This is a genomic window from Geodermatophilus sp. URMC 62 (assembly GCF_052931475.1).
On sequence record NZ_JBRFHY010000001.1, the window covers coordinates 5,140,078 to 5,157,865 of the forward strand.

20 protein-coding genes and 1 pseudogene are annotated in these 17,788 nt (G+C 76.3%); 11 read left to right on the plus strand and 10 right to left on the minus strand.

Annotated features, from left to right (window positions below):
- The first annotated feature begins 28 nt into the window (after positions 1 to 28).
- The gene (locus ACU616_RS24610) at positions 29 to 1,378 is read left to right on the plus strand and encodes a hypothetical protein (RefSeq protein ID WP_446761018.1); all 1,350 of its coding nucleotides are present in this window, start codon (positions 29 to 31) and stop codon (positions 1,376 to 1,378) included.
- Positions 1,379 to 1,392: 14 nt separating this feature from the next.
- Here ACU616_RS24610 and ACU616_RS24615 read toward each other — a convergent pair whose 3' ends face one another.
- The 6 genes from ACU616_RS24615 to ACU616_RS24640 all read right to left on the minus strand — a co-directional run bounded on the left by ACU616_RS24615 (position 1,393) and on the right by ACU616_RS24640 (position 5,202).
- The gene (locus tag ACU616_RS24615; RefSeq protein ID WP_446761019.1) at positions 1,393 to 1,986 is read right to left on the minus strand and encodes a DinB family protein; all 594 of its coding nucleotides are present in this window, start codon (positions 1,984 to 1,986) and stop codon (positions 1,393 to 1,395) included.
- Positions 1,987 to 2,012: 26 nt separating this feature from the next.
- Positions 2,013 to 2,804 carry a TrmH family RNA methyltransferase gene (locus ACU616_RS24620; RefSeq protein ID WP_446761020.1) on the minus strand — a complete coding sequence of 264 codons (792 nt, stop codon included), beginning with the start codon at positions 2,802 to 2,804 and terminating at the stop codon, positions 2,013 to 2,015.
- Between the two features lie 169 nt (positions 2,805 to 2,973).
- A complete protein-coding gene (gene rplT / locus ACU616_RS24625) occupies positions 2,974 to 3,360 on the minus strand; it encodes a 50S ribosomal protein L20 (protein ID WP_093579784.1) in 387 nt (128 codons plus the stop codon).
- A gap of 34 nt (positions 3,361 to 3,394) precedes the next feature.
- Positions 3,395 to 3,589 carry a 50S ribosomal protein L35 gene (rpmI, locus tag ACU616_RS24630; RefSeq protein ID WP_446761021.1) on the minus strand — a complete coding sequence of 65 codons (195 nt, stop codon included), beginning with the start codon at positions 3,587 to 3,589 and terminating at the stop codon, positions 3,395 to 3,397.
- A 115-nt stretch (positions 3,590 to 3,704) separates the two neighbouring features.
- Positions 3,705 to 4,304 (minus strand): translation initiation factor IF-3, encoded by a 600-nt coding sequence (gene infC / locus ACU616_RS24635; RefSeq protein ID WP_446761022.1) that lies wholly within the window; start codon positions 4,302 to 4,304, stop codon positions 3,705 to 3,707.
- Positions 4,305 to 4,707: 403 nt separating this feature from the next.
- A complete protein-coding gene (locus ACU616_RS24640) occupies positions 4,708 to 5,202 on the minus strand; it encodes a PH domain-containing protein (RefSeq protein WP_446761023.1) in 495 nt (164 codons plus the stop codon).
- Positions 5,203 to 5,243: 41 nt separating this feature from the next.
- On the opposite strand from ACU616_RS24640, the gene ACU616_RS24645 reads away from it, so the two are divergent.
- From ACU616_RS24645 to ACU616_RS24660, 4 genes are all read left to right on the plus strand, one after another.
- Positions 5,244 to 6,290 (plus strand): MBL fold metallo-hydrolase, encoded by a 1,047-nt coding sequence (locus tag ACU616_RS24645; RefSeq protein WP_446761024.1) that lies wholly within the window; start codon positions 5,244 to 5,246, stop codon positions 6,288 to 6,290.
- An 87-nt stretch (positions 6,291 to 6,377) separates the two neighbouring features.
- On the plus strand, positions 6,378 to 7,106 hold the full coding sequence (locus ACU616_RS24650) for a GAF and ANTAR domain-containing protein (protein ID WP_446761025.1): 729 nt from the start codon (positions 6,378 to 6,380) through the stop codon (positions 7,104 to 7,106).
- Positions 7,103 to 8,557: a PP2C family protein-serine/threonine phosphatase gene (locus tag ACU616_RS24655; RefSeq protein ID WP_446761026.1), complete on the plus strand. Its 1,455-nt coding sequence runs from the start codon at positions 7,103 to 7,105 to the stop codon at positions 8,555 to 8,557. Before ACU616_RS24650 ends, ACU616_RS24655 begins: the two co-directional genes overlap by 4 nt.
- A 116-nt stretch (positions 8,558 to 8,673) precedes the next feature.
- Positions 8,674 to 9,816 (plus strand): uroporphyrinogen-III synthase, encoded by a 1,143-nt coding sequence (locus tag ACU616_RS24660; RefSeq protein WP_446761027.1) that lies wholly within the window; start codon positions 8,674 to 8,676, stop codon positions 9,814 to 9,816.
- 82 nt (positions 9,817 to 9,898) lie between these two features.
- On the opposite strand, the gene ACU616_RS24665 is transcribed toward ACU616_RS24660, so the two are convergent.
- The gene (locus ACU616_RS24665; protein WP_446761028.1) at positions 9,899 to 11,287 is read right to left on the minus strand and encodes an MFS transporter; all 1,389 of its coding nucleotides are present in this window, start codon (positions 11,285 to 11,287) and stop codon (positions 9,899 to 9,901) included.
- 136 nt (positions 11,288 to 11,423) lie between these two features.
- Here ACU616_RS24665 and ACU616_RS24670 point away from each other — a divergent pair, with 136 nt between their 5' ends.
- The gene (locus tag ACU616_RS24670) at positions 11,424 to 12,224 is read left to right on the plus strand and encodes a hypothetical protein (protein WP_446761029.1); all 801 of its coding nucleotides are present in this window, start codon (positions 11,424 to 11,426) and stop codon (positions 12,222 to 12,224) included.
- Between the two features lie 78 nt (positions 12,225 to 12,302).
- Entirely contained in the window at positions 12,303 to 13,277 is a 975-nt protein-coding gene (locus tag ACU616_RS24675) for a methyltransferase (RefSeq protein WP_446761030.1), read from the plus strand.
- Between the two features lie 7 nt (positions 13,278 to 13,284).
- Here ACU616_RS24675 and ACU616_RS24680 read toward each other — a convergent pair whose 3' ends face one another.
- The gene (locus tag ACU616_RS24680) at positions 13,285 to 14,073 is read right to left on the minus strand and encodes an AraC family transcriptional regulator (RefSeq protein WP_446761031.1); all 789 of its coding nucleotides are present in this window, start codon (positions 14,071 to 14,073) and stop codon (positions 13,285 to 13,287) included.
- A 50-nt stretch (positions 14,074 to 14,123) separates the two neighbouring features.
- On the opposite strand from ACU616_RS24680, the gene ACU616_RS24685 reads away from it, so the two are divergent.
- The 3 genes from ACU616_RS24685 (at position 14,124) to ACU616_RS24695 (ending at position 15,912) form a co-directional block, all read left to right on the plus strand.
- Positions 14,124 to 14,573, plus strand: coding sequence for a DUF2000 family protein (locus ACU616_RS24685; protein WP_446761032.1), 450 nt, complete (start codon positions 14,124 to 14,126; stop codon positions 14,571 to 14,573).
- 15 nt (positions 14,574 to 14,588) lie between these two features.
- The gene (gene arr, locus ACU616_RS24690; protein ID WP_446761033.1) at positions 14,589 to 15,044 is read left to right on the plus strand and encodes an NAD(+)--rifampin ADP-ribosyltransferase; all 456 of its coding nucleotides are present in this window, start codon (positions 14,589 to 14,591) and stop codon (positions 15,042 to 15,044) included.
- Between the two features lie 172 nt (positions 15,045 to 15,216).
- The gene (locus ACU616_RS24695; protein WP_446761034.1) at positions 15,217 to 15,912 is read left to right on the plus strand and encodes an MBL fold metallo-hydrolase; all 696 of its coding nucleotides are present in this window, start codon (positions 15,217 to 15,219) and stop codon (positions 15,910 to 15,912) included.
- Here ACU616_RS24695 and ACU616_RS24700 read toward each other — a convergent pair.
- Positions 15,848 to 16,378: an IS630 family transposase gene (locus tag ACU616_RS24700; RefSeq protein WP_446760963.1), complete on the minus strand. Its 531-nt coding sequence runs from the start codon at positions 16,376 to 16,378 to the stop codon at positions 15,848 to 15,850. The genes ACU616_RS24695 and ACU616_RS24700 overlap by 65 nt on opposite strands.
- 47 nt (positions 16,379 to 16,425) lie before the next feature.
- Complete coding sequence (locus ACU616_RS24705; RefSeq protein WP_446757795.1) at positions 16,426 to 16,833, minus strand: IS630 transposase-related protein; 408 nt, start codon at positions 16,831 to 16,833, stop codon at positions 16,426 to 16,428.
- 115 nt (positions 16,834 to 16,948) lie between these two features.
- On the opposite strand from ACU616_RS24705, the pseudogene ACU616_RS24710 reads away from it, so the two are divergent.
- Positions 16,949 to 17,745 (plus strand): annotated as a pseudogene (locus ACU616_RS24710) (SCO6745 family protein).
- The last annotated feature ends 43 nt before the right edge of the window (positions 17,746 to 17,788 follow it).

Consider the following 17,788-nt stretch of genomic DNA (forward strand, 5'->3'; position numbering starts at 1 on the left):
CCCCGCTCGCGTCCCCGGAGGTGCGCCCGTGCCCGACGCCGACCCGTCCCCGCGGCGACGGCCGCCTGCGCCCCTCCTGGCCGCGGCGCTCGTCGCGTTGCCCGGCGTCTCCCTGGGCGCGGCCGCCTACCTGGGCCTGCCCGCGCCGGACCTGCCGCCTCCGCTGCAGGCGCTGCTCTACGGCACCGCGATCGTCGGCGCGGCCTTCCTGCTGTCGTGGGCCGCCGAGGCGGCGCAGGTCGACATCAGCGCCGGCCTGGCGCTGGCCCTGCTGGCGCTGCTGGCGGTGCTGCCCGAGTACGCCGTCGACTTCGTCTTCACCTGGACCGCCGGGACGACGTTCGGCGACACCGGCTCGTGCACGCCGCCCGGCGGCGGGGAGGACGCCTGCTCGCTGGCGCTGGCCAACATGACCGGCGCCAACCGGGTGCTCGTCGGCGTCGGCTGGCCGCTGGTCGTGCTGGTGGCGGCGGTCGCCGTCGCGCGCTCCCGCCGGTCGGGCTCCGGCGCTGCCGGCACGCGGCGCGGCGAGGTGCGGCTGGCACCGGCCATGTCGCCGGAGGTCGTGTTCCTCGGCATCGCCACCCTGTACTCGCTGCACCTGCCGCTGCGCTCGAGCCTGACGATCGTCGACGCCGTCGTGCTGGTGACGATCTTCGTCCTCTACGCCCGCCGGCTGGCCCAGGCGCCGGCCGAGGACCCCGACCTCATCGGCACCTCGCGGTGGCTGGGCGAGCAGCCGAGGCGACGGCGGCGCGCCTGGGTGGCCGGGGTCATCGCCGTCGCCGCGCTGGTCATCCTGCTCTCGGCCGAGCACTTCGCCGAGTCGCTGGTCGAGACCGGCACGACGCTCGGCGTCGACGAGTTCCTGCTCGTGCAGTGGGTGGCCCCGCTGGCCAGCGAGGCGCCGGAGCTCATCGTCGCGTGCCTCTACGCGTCGCGGCTGCGCGCCTCGGACTCCCTGGGCACGCTGCTGTCGAGCAAGGTCAACCAGTGGACGCTGCTGGTCGGCACCATCCCGCTGGTCTTCGCGCTGAGCTCGACGTCGTTCTCCGGCCTGCCGCTGGACGCCCAGCAGCGCACCGAGCTGCTGCTCACCGCCGCGCAGTCGCTGTTCGCCGTCTCCCTGCTGGTCGGCCTGCGGCTGACCGCCTCCGGCGCGGCCACCCTGTTCGCGCTGTTCGCGGTGCAGTTCGTCGGCAGCATCCTGCTGCCCGCCGACGCCGACCGCGTGCTGGTGCTGGTCCTGTCGGGGGTCTACGTCGTCCTGGCGCTGCTGCGCTTCGCCCGGCACGCGCGCACCACCCGGCGGCTGGCGCGCGACGGCACGGTGACCTCCTTCGCCGAGCTCGAGGAGCGGGAGACCGCGGCCGCCTGAGCGCCGCCACACGGTCAGGCCAGGCCGGCCGCCTGCCGGGCGGCCCGCTCGACCTGCTCGCGGTGGGCGGCCCGGTCCGCGTCGCCGTCGCGGGTCAGGTTGCTGACCTCCCGGCGCAGCCCCGCCGCGCCGTCGAGGCCCTCCCGCAGCACGTCGGCGTGCCCGAGGTGCCGGCTCACCTCGGCGAGCACGTGCACCAGCAGGGTGTGCAGCGTCGGCCGGCGCCGCTCCTCGGGCCACCACGGCACCTCGCCGACCGCGTTTAGCGGGAGCGCCTCGACGGTGGCGTCGGCGTGCGCGGTGGCGCGGGCGTACAGCGCGAGGACGTCGGCGCGCGACTCCTCCGCGGTGGCCCACAGGTCGTCGTCGGGCCCGGCGTCCTCGTCGTCCCACGGCATGGGCCCGGGGATCGGCCGGCCCACGACGAAGCCCAGGTAGCCGCCCTCGATGCACGCCAGGTGCTTGACCAGCCCGAGCAGGTTGGTGCCGGTGGGGGTCAGGGGCCGGCGGACGTCGTACTCCGAGAGGCCCTCGAGCTTCCACAGCAGCGTCTCGCGGGCGGTGACCAGGGAGCCGTGCAGGGTCCTCTTGGCGGCGGCGTCGTCCACGGCGGCCACCCTGCCAGCCGGTGCCGTCACCCCTGGGCGAGCTGGGTGGCGTAGAGGCAGATCGCGGCGGCCGCGGCGAGGTTGAGGCTCTCCGCCCGGCCGCGCATCGGGATCCGCACGCGGGCGTCGGCGGCCGCGGCCAGCTCAGCCGGCACCCCGCGGGCCTCGTTGCCGAACAGCCACAGCACCGGGCCGGCCAGGGTGTCCCCCAGCTCGTCGAGAGCGGTCTCGCCGCCGCCGTCGGCAGCCAGCACGCTCACCCCGCGTCCCCGCAACCCGGCCAGCAGCGGTCCCAGGGGCGCGCTGCGGACGACGTCGACGTGGAACAGGCTGCCGGCGCTGGAGCGGACCGCCTTGCCGCCGTAGGGGTCGGCCGACCCGGCGCCGAAGACCACGGCGCCGGCTCCGCACGCGTCGGCGGTGCGCAGCACCGTGCCGGCGTTGCCCGGGTCGGCCAGCCCGGCCAGCGCGACGGTGAGCGCCGGCGGGGCGTCGACCAGCCGCCCGGCGGGGACGTCGGAGAGCGCGCAGACGGCGACCAGGCCCTGCGGCGTCACCGTCTCCGACAGCCCGGCGGCGGCCCGCTCGGTGACCGGCCGGACGGGGACCGGGGAGCCGGCCAGCAGGTCGGCGTGCGCCGCGGCGGCGGCCTCCGTGGCGAACACCTCCCGGACGGTGTGGGGTGCGGTCGCCAGCGCCTCGGAGACCGCCTGGCGGCCCTCGGCGAGGAACGCGCCGGCGGCGTCCCGGCCGGCCCGGCGGGTCAGCTTGCGCGCGGCGGCCACCCGGCCCGACCGCTCGGTCAGCAGCTCGCTCACGTCGTCGTCCCCTCCCGTCCCAGGCCGCGAGATCTGCACAGTGGTGCCCTTCGGGGCCTGGGAGGGCACCACTGTGCAGATCTCGCCGGGTGGTCGGGCCCCGCAGACGCCGACGCCGCCGGTGCCGGTCCCTGCGGACCGGTCACCGACGGCGTCGGGGAGGAGTGCGTTACGCGGCCTGCTCGCCGCCGGCCGGGGCCGCGGCGACGGCGGCCCGGGCGGTCTCCACCAGCGCGGCGAACGCGGCGGGCTCGTTGACCGCGAGCTCGGCGAGCACGCGGCGGTCGAGCTCGATGCCGGCCAGCTTCAGGCCCTGCATGAACCGGTTGTAGGTCATGTCGTTCTGCCGGGCCGCGGCGTTGATGCGGGTGATCCACAGCTTGCGGAAGTCACCCTTGCGCACCTTGCGGTCGCGGTAGTTGTAGGTGGCCGAGTGGAGGATCTGCTCCTTGGCCTTGCGGTACAGGCGCGAACGCTGACCGCGGTACCCGCTGGCGGCCTCGAGGGTCGTCCGGCGCTTCTTCTGGGCGTTGACCGCCCGCTTCACGCGTGCCACGTGAAGACTCCTCTCTGTTCGGGGAGGCGGGGGCTCAGATGCCCAGCAGCTTCTTGAGGGTCTTGGTGTCGGCCGGGGACAGGACCTGGTCCTGGTCGAGCCGGCGCTTGCGCCGCGAGGACTTGTGCTCGAACTTGTGCTGGTTGTTGGCCTGCTCGCGCATGAGCTTGCCGCCGCCCGTCACGCGCACCCGCTTGGCGGTGCCCTTGTGGGTCTTCTGCTTCGGCATGTCCTCGTCGTCCTGTTCGTCTGTCGTCGCGCGGGCGCGCCGTGCGGCAGCACGCTGCTGCCGCACGGCACCGTCCGTCCGTGGTGGTGCGGTCCTCGGCCCTGCAGGAGGGTCGTCAGGCCGTCGGGGCGGAGCCCTCGGCGGCCCGGTCGGCCTTCGCCTGACGGCGGGCGCCGTCGGTCGCGGCCTGGTTCCGGTGCGGAGCGATCACCATGACCATGTTGCGGCCGTCCTGCTTGGGGTTGGACTCGACGACGCCCAGTTCCTGGACGTCGGCGGCCAGCCGCTGCAGCAGGCGGTAGCCCATCTCCGGGCGCGACTGCTCGCGGCCGCGGAACATCACGGTGATCTTGACCTTGTCGCCGCCCTTGAGGAAGCGCTCGACGTGGCCCTTCTTGGTCTCGTAGTCGTGCGGGTCGATCTTCAGGCGCAGCCGCATCTCCTTGATGACGGTGAGCGCCTGGTTCCGCCGGGCCTCGCGGGCCTTCTGGGCGGACTCGTACTTGAACTTCCCGTAGTCCATCAGCTTGACGACCGGCGGCCGGGCCATGGGCGCGACCTCGACGAGGTCGAGCTCGGAGTCCTGCGCCAGTCGCAGCGCCTCGCCGATCGGCACGATGCCGACCTGCTCGCCCTCCGGACCGACCAGGCGGACCTCGGGGACGCGGATACGGTCGTTGATACGGGGCTCGGTGATGGCCTCTCCTCTGCTCATCGCGGGAGGAGTCGCGCCCGACCGGGCACCGGGACGACGCGGGCCCCGTGAGCAGGTGCTCACAGGGCCCGTTCGCCGGTGCGGCACGGACCCGCGGGGGGTCGTGCCCGTCGCGACAACACCGGCCGGGGCGGGCCGGGCTCTCGCGATCCGGGACCTGGGCGCCTCGACGGCGCCAGGTGGGAGCGGGCTCCTCTTGGTCAGCGGCCCGGGGCGGGGCCGCTGGGTGGTGGTTCGCGCGCCTCGTGTAGCGGGGAGGCTCGCCCATGCTACAGCGCCCGCCGGCCCGCGGTCATTCCCCCTGCGCCGGCTCCGCCCCGAGCGTGGCGACGTGCTGGAACGGCCCTCCTGCAGGGGCCCGCCCCGAGCGCCAGCGAGGGGTGGGGGGCAGCAGCGTCCTTGTTCAGTCCCAGAGCAGGGGCCCGGTCGCCGGGCTGGGGTGGGCGGCGCGGTGGGCCGCCAGCAGCGCCCGCAGCCCCTCGACGGCGTCCGCGGCCCGCTCGCCGTCGAGGGCCTGCACCGCCATGACGGTGACCTCGTCGCCGTTGGTGAGCTCCAGGCTCGCCCAGGACGCCGACCGGCCGAAGCGCACGGCCCGGACGGCGTCCCACGGCAGCTCGTGCCGGCCCAGCACGTTGCGCACCCGGACCCCGGCGGCGTCGGCGTCGACCCGCGCCCGGCCGAGGAACAGCACGCCGGCGCCGACGAACACCCCGAGACCGAGCATCGCGGCCTGGTCGGCGGGACCGAAGGCGACCACCCCGGTCGAGGACGACGTCAGCAGCGCCGCGACGACGCCCATGGCCACCACGACCGCGGCGGCGGCGAGGGCGCAGACGAGCCGCATCCGGCGCGGGACGGCGGTGACGCGGTCGGGGGCGGCGGGCGGTGTCGGCACACCCCCATGGTCCCAGCCGGGCGGCTGGCAGAGTGCTGGGCGTGGAGGTCACCGGACACGCGCAGCGGACGGCCTGGCAGGAGCGGACGCTGCCCCCGGTCGAGCGGGTGCGGCCGGGGCTGTGGTCGGTCCCGGTGTCGATGCCCGGCCCCCTGCGCTGGGTCAACGCCTACGTGCTCGAGCTCGCCGGCGGCGGCCTCGGCCTCGTCGACACCGGGTGGGACGCCGACGACAGCTGGGACGCCCTCCGCGCCGGCCTGACCGCGATCGGCGGGGACGTCGCCGAGGTCCGCGGCGTCCTCGTCACCCACATGCACATGGACCACGTCGGGCTGGCGGCCCGGGTCCGGGAGGCCTCCGGGGCGTGGGTGGCGATGCACCCGGCCGACGTGTCGGCGATGGCCGCGATGCTCGACCGCTCCGCCGAGGCGTCGACCGAGACCGAGGTCGCCTTCCTCGTCGGCCTCGGTGCGCCCGAGGAGGACGCCCGCTCGGACGCCGGGACCCCCGAGGAGCGGGTGCACTGGCGGCGGCTGGCCCGGCCCGACCGGCTGCTGGAGGACAGCGACCGCGCGGACCTGCCCGGCTGGTCGCTGCGCGCGGTGCACACCCCCGGCCACACCGCCGGGCACCTGTGCTTCGCCGACGAGGACACCGGCCTGTTCTTCGCCGGTGACCACGTGCTGCCCCGGATCAGCCCGAACATCTCCACCCACCCCGGCGCGGGCGATCCGCTGCACGACTACCTCGGGTCGCTCGAGGCGGTCGCCGGACGGGAGGTGGCCGAGGTGCTGCCCGGCCACGAGTGGCGCTTCCGGGGGCTGGCCGAGCGGACCCGGGAGCTGCGCGCGCACCACGAGCGCCGGCTGGCCGAGCTGCTGGCCGCCGTCCGGGCACACCCGGGCAGCACGCCGTGGGACCTCGCCGCGCACCTGACCTGGTCCCGGCCGTGGTCGGACTACGAGCGGCGGATGCGGATCTTCGCCGTCACCGAGACCGACGCCCACCTGCGGCTGCTGGCCAGCCGCGGGCTCGTCGTCGGCGACGGCGGCCCGGTGCCGGCCTGGACGGCGGCGCAGCTCCGCTGAGCGCGGACCGCGACTAGCCTGGGATCTCCGCAGGCCGCGGTATCTCGAAGCGACGGGAGCGCCACGGCCGCTCCCCCCGAGGTGCCCGTGCGCCAGGACGTCCCCTCCCTGCCCCTGGCCGACGAACTGTCGGTCGTCTTCGCCCGCATGTCGGGTCTGCTGCTGTCCGAGGAGACCGTGGCGACCGCACTGGGCCTGATCGGCTCGCTGGCGCTGGAGGTCGTCCCGGGCGCCGACGGTGCCGGGGTGTCGATCGTCGACGACGCCGGACGGCGCTCGTCGGGGTCGACCGACCCGCGGGTCGAGCGCGCCGACGCGCTGCAGTACCAGCTCGACGAGGGGCCGTGCCTGGCCGCGGTCGCCGATCGCACGCTGGTGCGCGCCGACGACCTGGGTGCCGACTCCCGCTGGCCGGGCTGGGCGTCGGCGGCCGTCGGTCTCGGGCTGCGGTCCTCGATGAGTGCGCCGATGGTGACCGGGGACCGCACCCTCGGTGCCCTCAAGGTGTACGGCCACCGGCCCGGGGCCTTCACCGCCCACGACGCCTCGCTGCTCGTCCTGTTCGCGGCCCAGGCGGCGCTGCTGGTCACCCACGTGACGACCCGGGAGGCGGCGCGGCGGGCCAGCGCCGAGCTGCGCCGGGCGGTGACCTCCCGCGACGTGGTGAACACGGCGAAGGGCGTGCTGATGGCGCGGCACGGGGTCGGCGAGGAGACCGCGCTGGCCATGCTCCTGTCCCGGTCCGGCGGGGAGTCGGGGTCGCTGCGGCAGGCGGCGCGGTCGGTGGTCGACTCCGCCGTCCGCCGGCGCCGGTGACGGCCTCGCCCGAGCAGGTGCCCGCCGACGCCCGGCGGGCCCGGCTGCACGCCGCGTTCGGCCACGCCGACCTGACCCCCGAGCAGCTGTGGACCCGCTACTTCGGCCTGGGCGGGAACGCCGACCTGATCGACGTGGAGGCGCACCTCGAGGGGCTGGTGGAGCTGCCCGACGTCGACGGCGACCTGCTGGCCGTGGCCGTCAACGAGCGCCTCGACGAGCTCCGCGCAGCCTGGCGGGTGCCGTACTCCCGGCCGCTGCGCCCGCCCCGACCCACCACCGGCCCGCTCGCCGCGCTGCTGCAGCTGCTCGAGGCCGCCCGCACCGCCGCGCCGGAGCAGGTGGTCCCCCTCGCGGCGGAGGGCGGCCGGGCCCTCGGCGTCGAGATCGCCGTGCACGTCGTGGACCACGAGCAGCGCCGGCTGGTGCGGCTCCCGGGCGACGGCTCGCCGCCCGCCGAGCCGGTCACCGTGGAGGGCACGCTGCCCGGGCGCGTCTTCCGGACCGGACAGCTCCTGCCGTCGGAGGCCGGGGGCCTGCCCCGCCTGTGGGTACCACTGCTCGACGGCGCCGACCGGATCGGCGTCCTGGAGGCGCGGGTGGCCGCGGCCCGGGACCTGGAGGACCCCGGCCTGCGCGAGCAGTGCTCGTGGCTGGCCTCGATGGTCGCGCACCTGCTCGTCTCCACGAGCACCCACGGTGACGCGCTGGAGCGCGCCCGGCGCAGCCGCCCGCGGTCGCCGTCGGCCGAGCTGGTCTGGCAGCAGCTGCCGCCGCTCACCGCCGCCACGCACGACTTCGTCCTGGCCGGCCTCCTCGAGCCCAGCAGTGACGTGGGCGGCGACGCCTTCGACTACGCCCTGGCCGAGGACACCGTGTCGATGACCGTCCTCGACGCCATGGGGCACGGGCTGGGTGCCGGACTGATGGCCGCCGCGGCCCTCGCCGCCGCCCGCAGCGCCCGGCGGGCCGGGCGCGGCATCCACGACCAGGCCGGCGCCGTCGACGAGGTCATCGCCGGCACCTTCTCCGGCAGCGCCTTCGTCACCGGGGTGCTGGCGGAGCTCGACGTCACCTCCGGGCGCCTGCGCTACGTCCGGGCCGGGCACCCCCCGCCGCTGCTGCTGCGCGCCGGGCGGGTGGTCAAGCAGCTCGACGGCGGGCTGCGGGTGCCCTTCGGCCTGGGGACGGCGGGGGTCGCCGTGGCCGAGGAGGTGCTCGAACCCGGGGACTGGCTGGCGCTCTACACCGACGGCATCACCGAGGCGCGCGACGCCGACGGGCGCTGGTTCGGCGAGGAACGCCTGGTCGAGTTCCTGACCCGGGCGGCCGCGGACGGACAGCCGCCGCCGGAGACCGTCCGCCGGCTCGTGCACGCGGTCCTCGAGCACCAGGGCGGGCTGCTGCAGGACGACGCCAGCGTGCTGCTCGCCTGCTGGGCCGCCCGCTGAGCGCACCCGCCCGGCCGCACCGCCCGCCGTCCCGGGACGACGCCCCGTCAGGTCACGCTTCGACGTCACACCGCGGCGTCACACGGTCGCAACGCCGGCGCGACACCATGGGGGACGTGACCTCCTCCCCCACCGCCCCCGACACGGCGCCCGTCGCCGGGCCCGCGGGCCCGGCGCCGCTGGCCGGCTACACGGTGGCCGTGACCGCCGCCCGGCGGCGCGAGGAGCTCGGCGCGCTCCTCGACCGCCGCGGCGCGCGGGTGGTGTACGCCCCCGCGATCCGGATCGTGCCGCTGGCCGACGACGCCGAGCTGGTCGCCGCGACCGAGGCGGTGCTCGCCGCGCCGGTCGACCTCGTCGTCGCCACCACCGGCGTCGGGTTCCGCGGGTGGCTGGAGGCCGCCGAGGCCTGGGACCTGCCGCTGGTCGAGCACCTGCGCTCCGCCCGGGTGCTCGCCCGCGGGCCCAAGGCGCGCGGCGCGATCCGCGGCGGTGGCCTGGTCGACGCGTGGTCGCCGCCGTCGGAGTCCTCGGCCGAGGTGCTCGAGCACCTGCTGTCGGGGGCCGAGGGCCCGCTGGCCGGGCGCCGCGTCGCCGTCCAGCTGCACGGCGACCCGCTGCCGGACCTCGTCGCCGGGCTGCGCGCCGCCGGCGCCGAGGTGCTGACCGTGCCGGTCTACCGCTGGGTGCCGCCCGAGGACGTCGCCCCGCTGCGCCGGCTGGTCGGCTCGGTGGTGACCGGGGCGGTCGACGCGGTGACCTTCACCAGCGCACCCGCCGCGGCCAGCCTGCTGGACACGGCCGACGCGATGGGGCTGCGCGACGAGGTGGTCGCCGCGCTCCGCGGCCCGGTGCTGGCGGTGGCCGTCGGCGGGACGACCGCAGGCCCGCTGACCGCCGCCGGGGTGCCGACCGTGCAGCCGGAGCGCTCCCGCCTGGGCGCCCTCGCCCGCGTGGTGGTGGCCCGCCTGCCCGAGCGCGACCCGGTGCTGCGCGTGGGCGGCGCGGACCTGCAGGTGCGCGGGCACGCCGCGGTGCTCGACGGCCGGCTGGTGGAGCTGCCGCCGGGGTCGATGGCGGTGCTGCGGGCGCTGGCCGCGCGTCCGGGGGCCGTCGTCGCCAAGGCCGACCTGGTGCGCGGGCTGCCCGGCGGCGGTGACGGCCACGCCGTGGAGATGGCGGTGACCCGGCTGCGCGCCGCGCTCGGGCCCGGCCTGGTGGAGACCGTCGTCAAGCGCGGCTACCGCCTGGCGGTCTGACGCAGGAGCCCGACCGCGAGATCTGCACAGTGGTGGCCATCAGGGTCGCGATGACCGCCACTGTGCAGATCTCGCGGGGTGCTCAGACGCCGGCGGTGCGGGACGCCGGCCGCAGGTACACCGCCCAGGTGACGACGACGCAGACGGCGTAGAAGGCGATGAACGCCAGGTAGGCGCCGTCCCCGCTGCCGGTGGTGAGGAACGACTGCCGGAAGGCCAGGTTCACCAGCACCCCGCCGAAGGCGCCCACCGCGCCGGCGATGCCGATGAGCGCGCCGGACGTCCGCAGTGCCCGCCGGTCGACCGCGGCGCCGTCCTCCCCCGCGGCGACCGCCTGCTGCGCCCGGGTGCGGGAGATGGCCGGGATCATCTTGTAGGTCGAGCCGTTGCCGATGCCGCTGAGCACGAACAGCGACACGAAGCCGACGACGAACAGCGGCAGCGACCCGGCCCGGCTGGCGGTGAGCACCACCGCGGCGCCGCCGGCCATCGCCACGAAGGTCCAGCAGGTGATGCGCGCGCCGCCGTACCGGTCGGCCAGCGAGCCGCCGAGCGGGCGGACGAGGCTGCCCAGCAGCGGGCCCAGCCAGGTCAGCGACGCCGCGGCCACCGGGGTGGCGAAGGAGTGCGCGAACTGGTTCTGCAGCACCTGGCCGAAGGCGAACCCGAAGCCGATGAACGAGCCGAAGGTGCCGATGTAGAGGAAGGACACGACCCAGGTATGCGGCTCGCGGGTGGCCTCGCGCAGGGCCCGCGGCTGGTTGCGCGCCGTCGACAGGTTGTCCATGAGCAGCGCCGCGCCGACGGCGGCCACGACGACCAGCGGGATGTAGACGACCAGCACGACCCGCGGGTGCTCGACGCCGGCGGTGGCCAGCACGAGCAGTCCGACGAGCTGGACGACGGGGACGCCGAGGTTGCCGCCGCCGGCGTTGAGCCCCAGCGCCCAGCCCTTGAGCCGGTCGGGGTAGAAGGCGTTGATGTTGGCCATGGAGCTGGCGAAGTTGCCGCCGCCGACGCCGGCCAGGCAGCTGACGACCAGCAGCGTCGTGTAGTCGACGCCGGGCTCCAGGACGACCGCGGTGGCGATCGAGGGCACCAGCAGCAGCGCGGCGCTGACGATCGTCCAGTTGCGCCCGCCGAACCTCGCGACGGCGAAGGTGTACGGCAGCCGGACGAACGCGCCGAGCGCCGTCGGCAGCGTGGTGAGCAGGAACTTCCCGGCCGGGTCGATGCCGTAGACGGCCTCCGGCAGGAAGAGCACGAGGACCGACCACAGGCTCCAGATGGAGAAGCCGACGTGCTCGGAGAAGACGGAGAAGAACAGGTTGCGGCGGGCGACCGGCTTGCCCGTGGACTCCCAGAAGGCGGGGTCCTCCGGGCGCCAGTCGTCGATCCAGCGCCCGCCGCGCGGCGGGGCGGGCGGGGCCGCGGGGACGGCGGTCGGGGACGTGCGGGTGGGAGCGGCCATGACCAGGGAGGCTCGCGGGCCGCCGTTTCGCCGCCGTCGCCGTCGGGCTGTCCTCCTGTTCCGTTGTGCTCACCGGCGCTGCCCCGCAGTGGTGAGGGCGCCGGCCGCCGGCCGACGCCGGGCGCCGGGACCGGCGATGATCGCTGTCGTGGACCACGTGGATCAGGCACCGGGGCGCGCGCTGGTGGAGTCCGGCGAGCTGGTGGCCGGGTCGATGGCACGGACGGCCGCCGGGCTGCTGTTCGACCCCGACGGGTCGCGGGTGCGGCTGGAGGCGCGGCTGGCGGAGTGGCTGCGCCGGGCGGCGACGGCGGCCGACGTCGACCGGCCCACACCCGTCTCGAGCCGCGCGCGCTGCCGGGCGGGCGCCGCGCTGGCGTTCGCCGCCGAGCTGTCGGTGACCCGCGCCGCGGGCGGGCGGGCGGTGCGCACCGACGGCTTCCTCTCCCCCGGCCCCGGCGACCGCGCGCGGGCCGACGAGGTCGCCGAGGCCGTCGTCCTCACCGCGCGGGCCACGGTCGAGGAGTGGCGGGTGCGGCACCTGGGCTACCTGCTCGCCGAGGCCGCCGTCTCCCCCGACCTCGACGCCGCCGTCGTCTCCCAGGGGCTCCGGCTGGCCGCGGAGCTGACCGGGCGGCAGTGGGTGCTGCTGGCCGCCGTCGGCCGGCGCGAACGGGTCCCGCTGCCGATGACGCCGGTGCCGCGGGACCCGCGCGGCTGGACGGCGTGGGGCGCGGTCGAGGACCTCGGCGACCTGCAGCGCCGCGGCCTGCTCGACCCGCCGCCGGCGACGCCCCGCCCGGGCGGGGCGGCGCTGCCCCGGCTGCGCCCGGCCGACCTGCGGCTGACCCGCCGCGGCGTGCTCGTGCACCGGCTGCTGGCGCTGGACTTCGTCCGCGACGAGGCGGTCGCCGCCGCCCTGGCCGACCTGGCCTGACCCCCGGAGGCGGGGATCGGCGGGCGTGCGGTCCCCCGATCCCCTCCACCGGCGCCGGAGCGGTGCCACCATGCCGTCGTGCCCGGCTCCGCTGCCGACCGGCTGGCCCGCCTCGCCGACGGCTACCTGGCCACCCAGCTGCTGCACGTCGCCGTCGCGCTGGGGGTCCCCGACGCGCTGGCCGACGGCCCCCGGGACGCCGGCGACCTGGCGCGGGAGCTCGGCGCGGTCCCCGGGCCGCTGCACCGGGTGCTGCGCGGGCTGGCCGCCGAGGACGTGCTCGCCGAGACGGGGGGCGGCCGGTTCGCCCTGACCGACACCGGCCGGCTGCTGTGCGCGGGCCTGCCGGGCTCGCTGCGCGACTGGGTGGCCATGCGCGGCCGGCTCTACTACGACGCGGCCGCCGGGCTGCTGGCGGCGGTGCAGGACGGGGGCACCCCGTTCGAGGCGGTGCACGGCCGGCCCTTCTTCGCGCACCTGTCCGCCGAGCCCGCCCGGCTGGCCACGTTCCAGGCGGCGATGGCCGACCGGTCGGCGCGGGAGGCCGGCGCGGTCGTGGCCGCCTACGACACCGGCGGGTTCGCCTCGGTGGTGGACGTCGGCGGGGGCCGCGGCACGCTGCTGCGCGCCGTCCGCGAGCGGGTGCCCGGCGCCGACGTCGTCCTGTTCGACCTGCCCGAGGTCGTGGCCGGCAGCGACCTGCCGGCCGTGGGCGGCGACTTCTTCGCCGAGGTGCCCGCCGGCGCCGACGCCTACCTGCTGTCCCGGGTGCTGCACGACTGGGACGACGGCGACGCGCTGCGCGTGCTGCGCACCTGCCGGGCGGCGATGCGGCCGGACTCGGTGCTGCTCGTCGTCGAGGCCGTGCTGCCCGAGCGGGCCGCCGACGACGCCGCCGCGGTGCGCATGGACCTGCACATGCTCCTGCTGCTGGGCGGCTGCGAGCGCACCGCCGCCGGCTACGGCCGGCTCTTCGCCGACGCGGGGCTCCGCCTCACCCGCGACGTCCCGACCGACGCCGGCGTGCACGTGCTCGAGGCCCGCCCCGCCTGAGCGGGCCCTACGCCGAGCGGGCGTAGGCGGCCGGTGTCGTCGCCAGCATCCGGCGGAAGTGCCGGGTCAGGTGCGCCTGGTCGAAGAAGCCGACCGCCGTCGCGACCTCCGCGGCGGGTACCCCGTCGAGCAGCAGCCGCCGTGCCCGGTCGACCCGCCGTCCGGTGAGGTAGCGGTGCGGTGGCAGCCCGTGCCGGCGGGTGAACGCGCGCACCAGGTGGGTCGGGTGCACGCCCCACGCGGCGGCGGTCGCCTCCAGGGAGACCCCCTCGGCGAGCCGGGCGTCGAGCAGGTCGCGCAGCCGGTCGGCGAGCGGGTCGTCCCGCACGGCGGGGGCGGGGACGACGGCGCGGTCGAGGTGCTGGCGCAGCCGCTCGAGCACGAACGCCAGGCGGCTCTCCGCCTCCAGCGCCTCGGGCGCGGGTGCCAGGGCGGCGTGCAGCCGGGAGACGCGGTCGCGCAGCACGGGGTCGGCGTAGGCGGGGCGGTCGACGGCGGTGCCGACGCGGGCGGCCCCCAGGGTCTCCGGCTCCAGGTAGAGCACCCGCTTGCGGAAGCCTCCGGGGAACTGCGAGCGGCCGTCGTGCGGCACGCCCGGCGGCAGCAGGGTGACCGCCGCCGGTGAGGCGCCGCGCGCGTGCCGGTCGAGGTCGTAGCGGACGGCGCCGTCGTCGACCAGGAGCAGCGTCCAGGCGTCGTGCGTGTGCGGCGGGTAGACGTGGTCGGTGAACCGGGCGTGCAGCACCTCGGTCAGGCCCGGGACCGCCGGCCGCCAGGCGACCACCTCGGCTGTCACGTCAGGAACGTACAAGCGCCGGGACGACGGCCGGCCCGACGCTGGACGCCGTGGAGACGCTGCCTGCCGAGGAGACCGTGGACGTCGGTCCGCCCTGGCCGACGAAGATCACCGTGCTGCTGCGGGAGGGGCTGCTCCCGTGGCAGGAGCTCAACGTGACCGCCTTCCTCGCGAGCGCGGTCGCGGCCGCGGTGCCCGAGCTGGTCGGCCGGCCCTACGAGGACGGCGACGGTACCCGGTACCTGGCCATGTTCCGCCAGCCGGTGCTCGTGCTGCAGGCCGACGCCGGCGCGCTCGCCCGTGCCCGCGCGGGGGCGATCGAGCGGGGCCTGCCCACGGCGGTGTTCACCGCCGACCTGTTCGCCACCGGCGGCGACGCCGAGAACCGGGCCGCCGTCCGCGCCGTGCGGGGTGCCGACCTCGACCTGGTGGGGATCGCGCTGCACGGGCCGAAGAACACGGTCGACGAGCTCACCAAGGGTGCCCGCATGCACCCGTGAGGCACGATCGCCGGTGTGGAGGAGCCGGCCCGCGTCCCCGTCACCTACGACTCCTGCGACCACGTGACGGGGCCCTTCTTCCACGGGACGAGGGCCGACCTCGCCGTGGGTGACGAGCTGGTCCCCGGCCGCGGCTCGAACTTCCAGGCCGGCCGCGTGATGAACCACGTCTACTTCACGACGCTGGTGGAGACGGCGGCCTGGGGCGCGCAGCTCGCGACGGCGCTCGCCGGCAGCGGGGAACGGGGCCGCATCTACGTCGTCGAGCCCCGGGGTCCCTTCGAGGACGACCCGAACGTGACCGACAAGCGGTTCCCGGGCAACCCCACGCGGTCCTACCGCACCCGCTCCCCGCTGCGCGTCGTCGGCGAGCTGGAGGAGTGGGAGGGGCACAGCCCCGAGGCGGTCGCGGGGATGCTGGCCGGCCTGGCGCGGCTGCGGGAGCAGGGCCTCGACGTCATCGAGGACTAGCAGGGGGCGGGTCGTCGGCGGTGGTCGTCGTCCGGGTCGCCGGTCGCACCGATGAGTCAGGGCAGCTCGCACCGTCTACGCAGGAGCGGGGCGCAGGCCGCGCCGGCCAGCGACCAGTGGAGGAGCTCGTCATGACCCTCGTCCCGACCGGCACCGCGGCGGTGCGTGCACGGTGAACGCCCCCGCTCCGGTCACCGTCACGCCGGTCCTCGTCGCCGACCTGCTCGCCGAGGGCGAGCGGGTGCCGGTCCACGTGCACGTCATCGACCACCCCGAGGCACGCGTGCTGGTCGACACCAGCCTGACGGAGCTGCACCCGCTGGTGGCCGACACGGATCCCCGCCTCGTGCCCCTGACCGGGCAGGACGTCGACCTCGCCGGCATCGACGTCGTCGTCAACACGCACCTGCACGTCGACCACCGCGGCGGCAACCACCTCCTCGCCGGCAGACCGACCTCCGTCCAGCGCCGCGAGCTCGACGACGCGCACAGCCAGGACGACCACACCATCCGCGCGTGGGTCGACGCGCCCGGCGTGCGGTACGTGCCGGTCGACAGCGAGCTCGAGCTGCTCCCCGGGCCCCGGCTCCTCCCGGCACCGGGCCACACACCCGGCACGCAGGTGGTGGTCGTCGGGACCGGCGGTCGTCCCGTCGTCGCCGGCGACGTGGCGGTCCGGTCCGGCGAGCTCGACGAGCCGCACACCCGAGGGCCAGCAGCTGGTGCGGGCGCCCGACCCCGAGCTGGTGTGGCTCACGCTCACGCACGAGCCGTGGCGACCCCGCACCGTCTGACAGCGGTCTTCAGGTGGCTTGGTGGGTGGAGTAGCCGGCATGGGCGAACCAGCCAGCGGCGTCGGTGGCGGTGACCGCGGCCAGCGCCACGGCGATGGCCGCGTCCAGGGCCGCGCGGGTGCGCGCGCCGGCGGCTTTCACCAGGGCCTTGATCTTGCTGAAAGCCTCCTCCACCGGAGAGAAGTCCGGCAGGAACACCAGCCGGCATCCCGCGGCCTCGACCAGCGCGCGCATCCGCTCAGGCTTGTGCGCGCCGACGTTGTCGACCACCACCACCTGCCCGGGCCGCAGCGCCGGCAGCAGCACCTGCTGCAGATAGGCGGCGAACACCGCCGCGGTCGTGCCGCCCTCCACCGTCATCGCCGGGCTCATGCCCGACAGCGCCAGCCCGGTGATCAACGTGGTCACCGGCCCGCGGTTGCGCGGCACCGCCCCGACCGCCCGGGTGCCCCGCGGAGCGCGGGCCCGGCGGCGGGTCATCGAAATGTGCGTGCCGCACTCATCGACGAACACCAGCCGGGCCGCGTCGGTGGTAGCCACCTCGCGATGCCACCGGGCGCGCGCGGTCTCGTCGCGCTCGGTGGCGCTCAGGCTTTTGACTTCAGCGGCCGGCCCGGCCGCCGCCGCCGTCCGCGCGGCGTCAGCGCCTGATCGGGATCGTCGGCCGGCAGGGCGGCGATCGCCCGCGACATCGTCGCCGCCGACACCACCACGCCCCGCTGGCTGGCGAAGGCGCTGACATGCTCGGCCAGGGTGGCATCGGCCGCCGCGCCCAGCCTATCCGGCAGCCAGGCCTGCAGCTGCTGCCTCTTCTCCGGCACCGGCCCGTGCCGCTGCGCGGTCGGGGCCAGACTGCCGATGTTCCGCCGCCGGGCCAGGTATCGGCCCACGGTGTTCACCGACACCCGGAAGGTCACTGCCGCCTGCTCCTGGGTCATCCCGCCATCGACTGCGGCAACGACCCGCTCACGCAGATCCATCGAGTACGCCCGCATGCCTCAGGCCTACTCCACCAAGCAACCAGCACACCGCTGTGAGACAGCACGCAGGCGCACGACGACGCCGGCTCGGCCGCAGGAGGACCAGGCGATGAACCCGCTCGCCCGCCGGATGTTCGAGCTCGTCGAGCCGATCGGTGTGCTCCCGTACTCAGCCGACGAACCCGACGAGGCGATGTTCGCCCTGGGGTTCACCGACTACTGGGACACCTACTTCGCCGGGCGGGCGGCACCCCTGGGACCCGTCCCGGCGGAGGTGGTGGACGCGCTCTTCTACAACTTCGCCCCGGGCGAGGTGGCCCGCCACATCCCGGGGGTGTGGCGCACGACCACGCCCGAGGCGGCCATCGCAGCCCGTCAGGCGGGCTGCGGAAAGGCGCTGCGGCGGGTGCTCGGCGACCGCGTCGACTCCCCGCCTTCGCCCGCGCCGCCGACCTGCTGACCACGGCGGCGACCAGCGCCCCGGTCGAGGGCCGGCCGATGTACGCCGCGCTCCGCGCGCTCCCGGTGCCCGACGACGCGGTGGCCCGCCTCTTCCACGCGGCGTCCCTCCTGCGCGAGCACCGTGGCGACGGGCACATCGCGGCCCTCATGGTCGAGGGCGTGGGCGGTCTGGAGGCCCACGTCCTCCTCGCCCTCGACGCGGGCCTCCCGGCGGAGCGGTTCGGACGCCTCCACCACCTCCCGGCAGCCCAGCTCGCCGCCGTGGTCGACGGGATGCGCGATCGCGGCCTCATCGGGGACGACGGCTGGCTGAGCGCATCGGGTTCCGCCGTCAAGCAGCGGGTCGAGGCGCTCACCGACGACCTCGCGGCCAGGCCCTACGAGGCCCTCGGGCCCGACGAGCTCGACGAGCTCGTGGCTGCCCTCGAGCCGCTCGCCGCGCTGCTGCTCGCCGCTCAGCACTAGGACCACGTCGCTCGTGACAGCGGTGTGTGCACGCACCGCGGTC

Excerpts from the sequence above, each read along its gene's own strand:
- ACU616_RS24670 (WP_446761029.1), top strand. The coding sequence starts at position 11,424 with ATGATCGCTGTCGTGGACCACGTGGATCAGGCACCGGGGCGCGCGCTG.
- ACU616_RS24705 (WP_446757795.1), bottom strand. The coding sequence starts at position 16,833 with ATGCGGGCGTACTCGATGGATCTGCGTGAGCGGGTCGTTGCCGCAGTC.
- infC (WP_446761022.1), bottom strand. The coding sequence starts at position 4,304 with ATGAGCAGAGGAGAGGCCATCACCGAGCCCCGTATCAACGACCGTATC.
- rpmI (WP_446761021.1), bottom strand. The coding sequence starts at position 3,589 with ATGCCGAAGCAGAAGACCCACAAGGGCACCGCCAAGCGGGTGCGCGTG.
- ACU616_RS24665 (WP_446761028.1), bottom strand. The coding sequence starts at position 11,287 with ATGGCCGCTCCCACCCGCACGTCCCCGACCGCCGTCCCCGCGGCCCCG.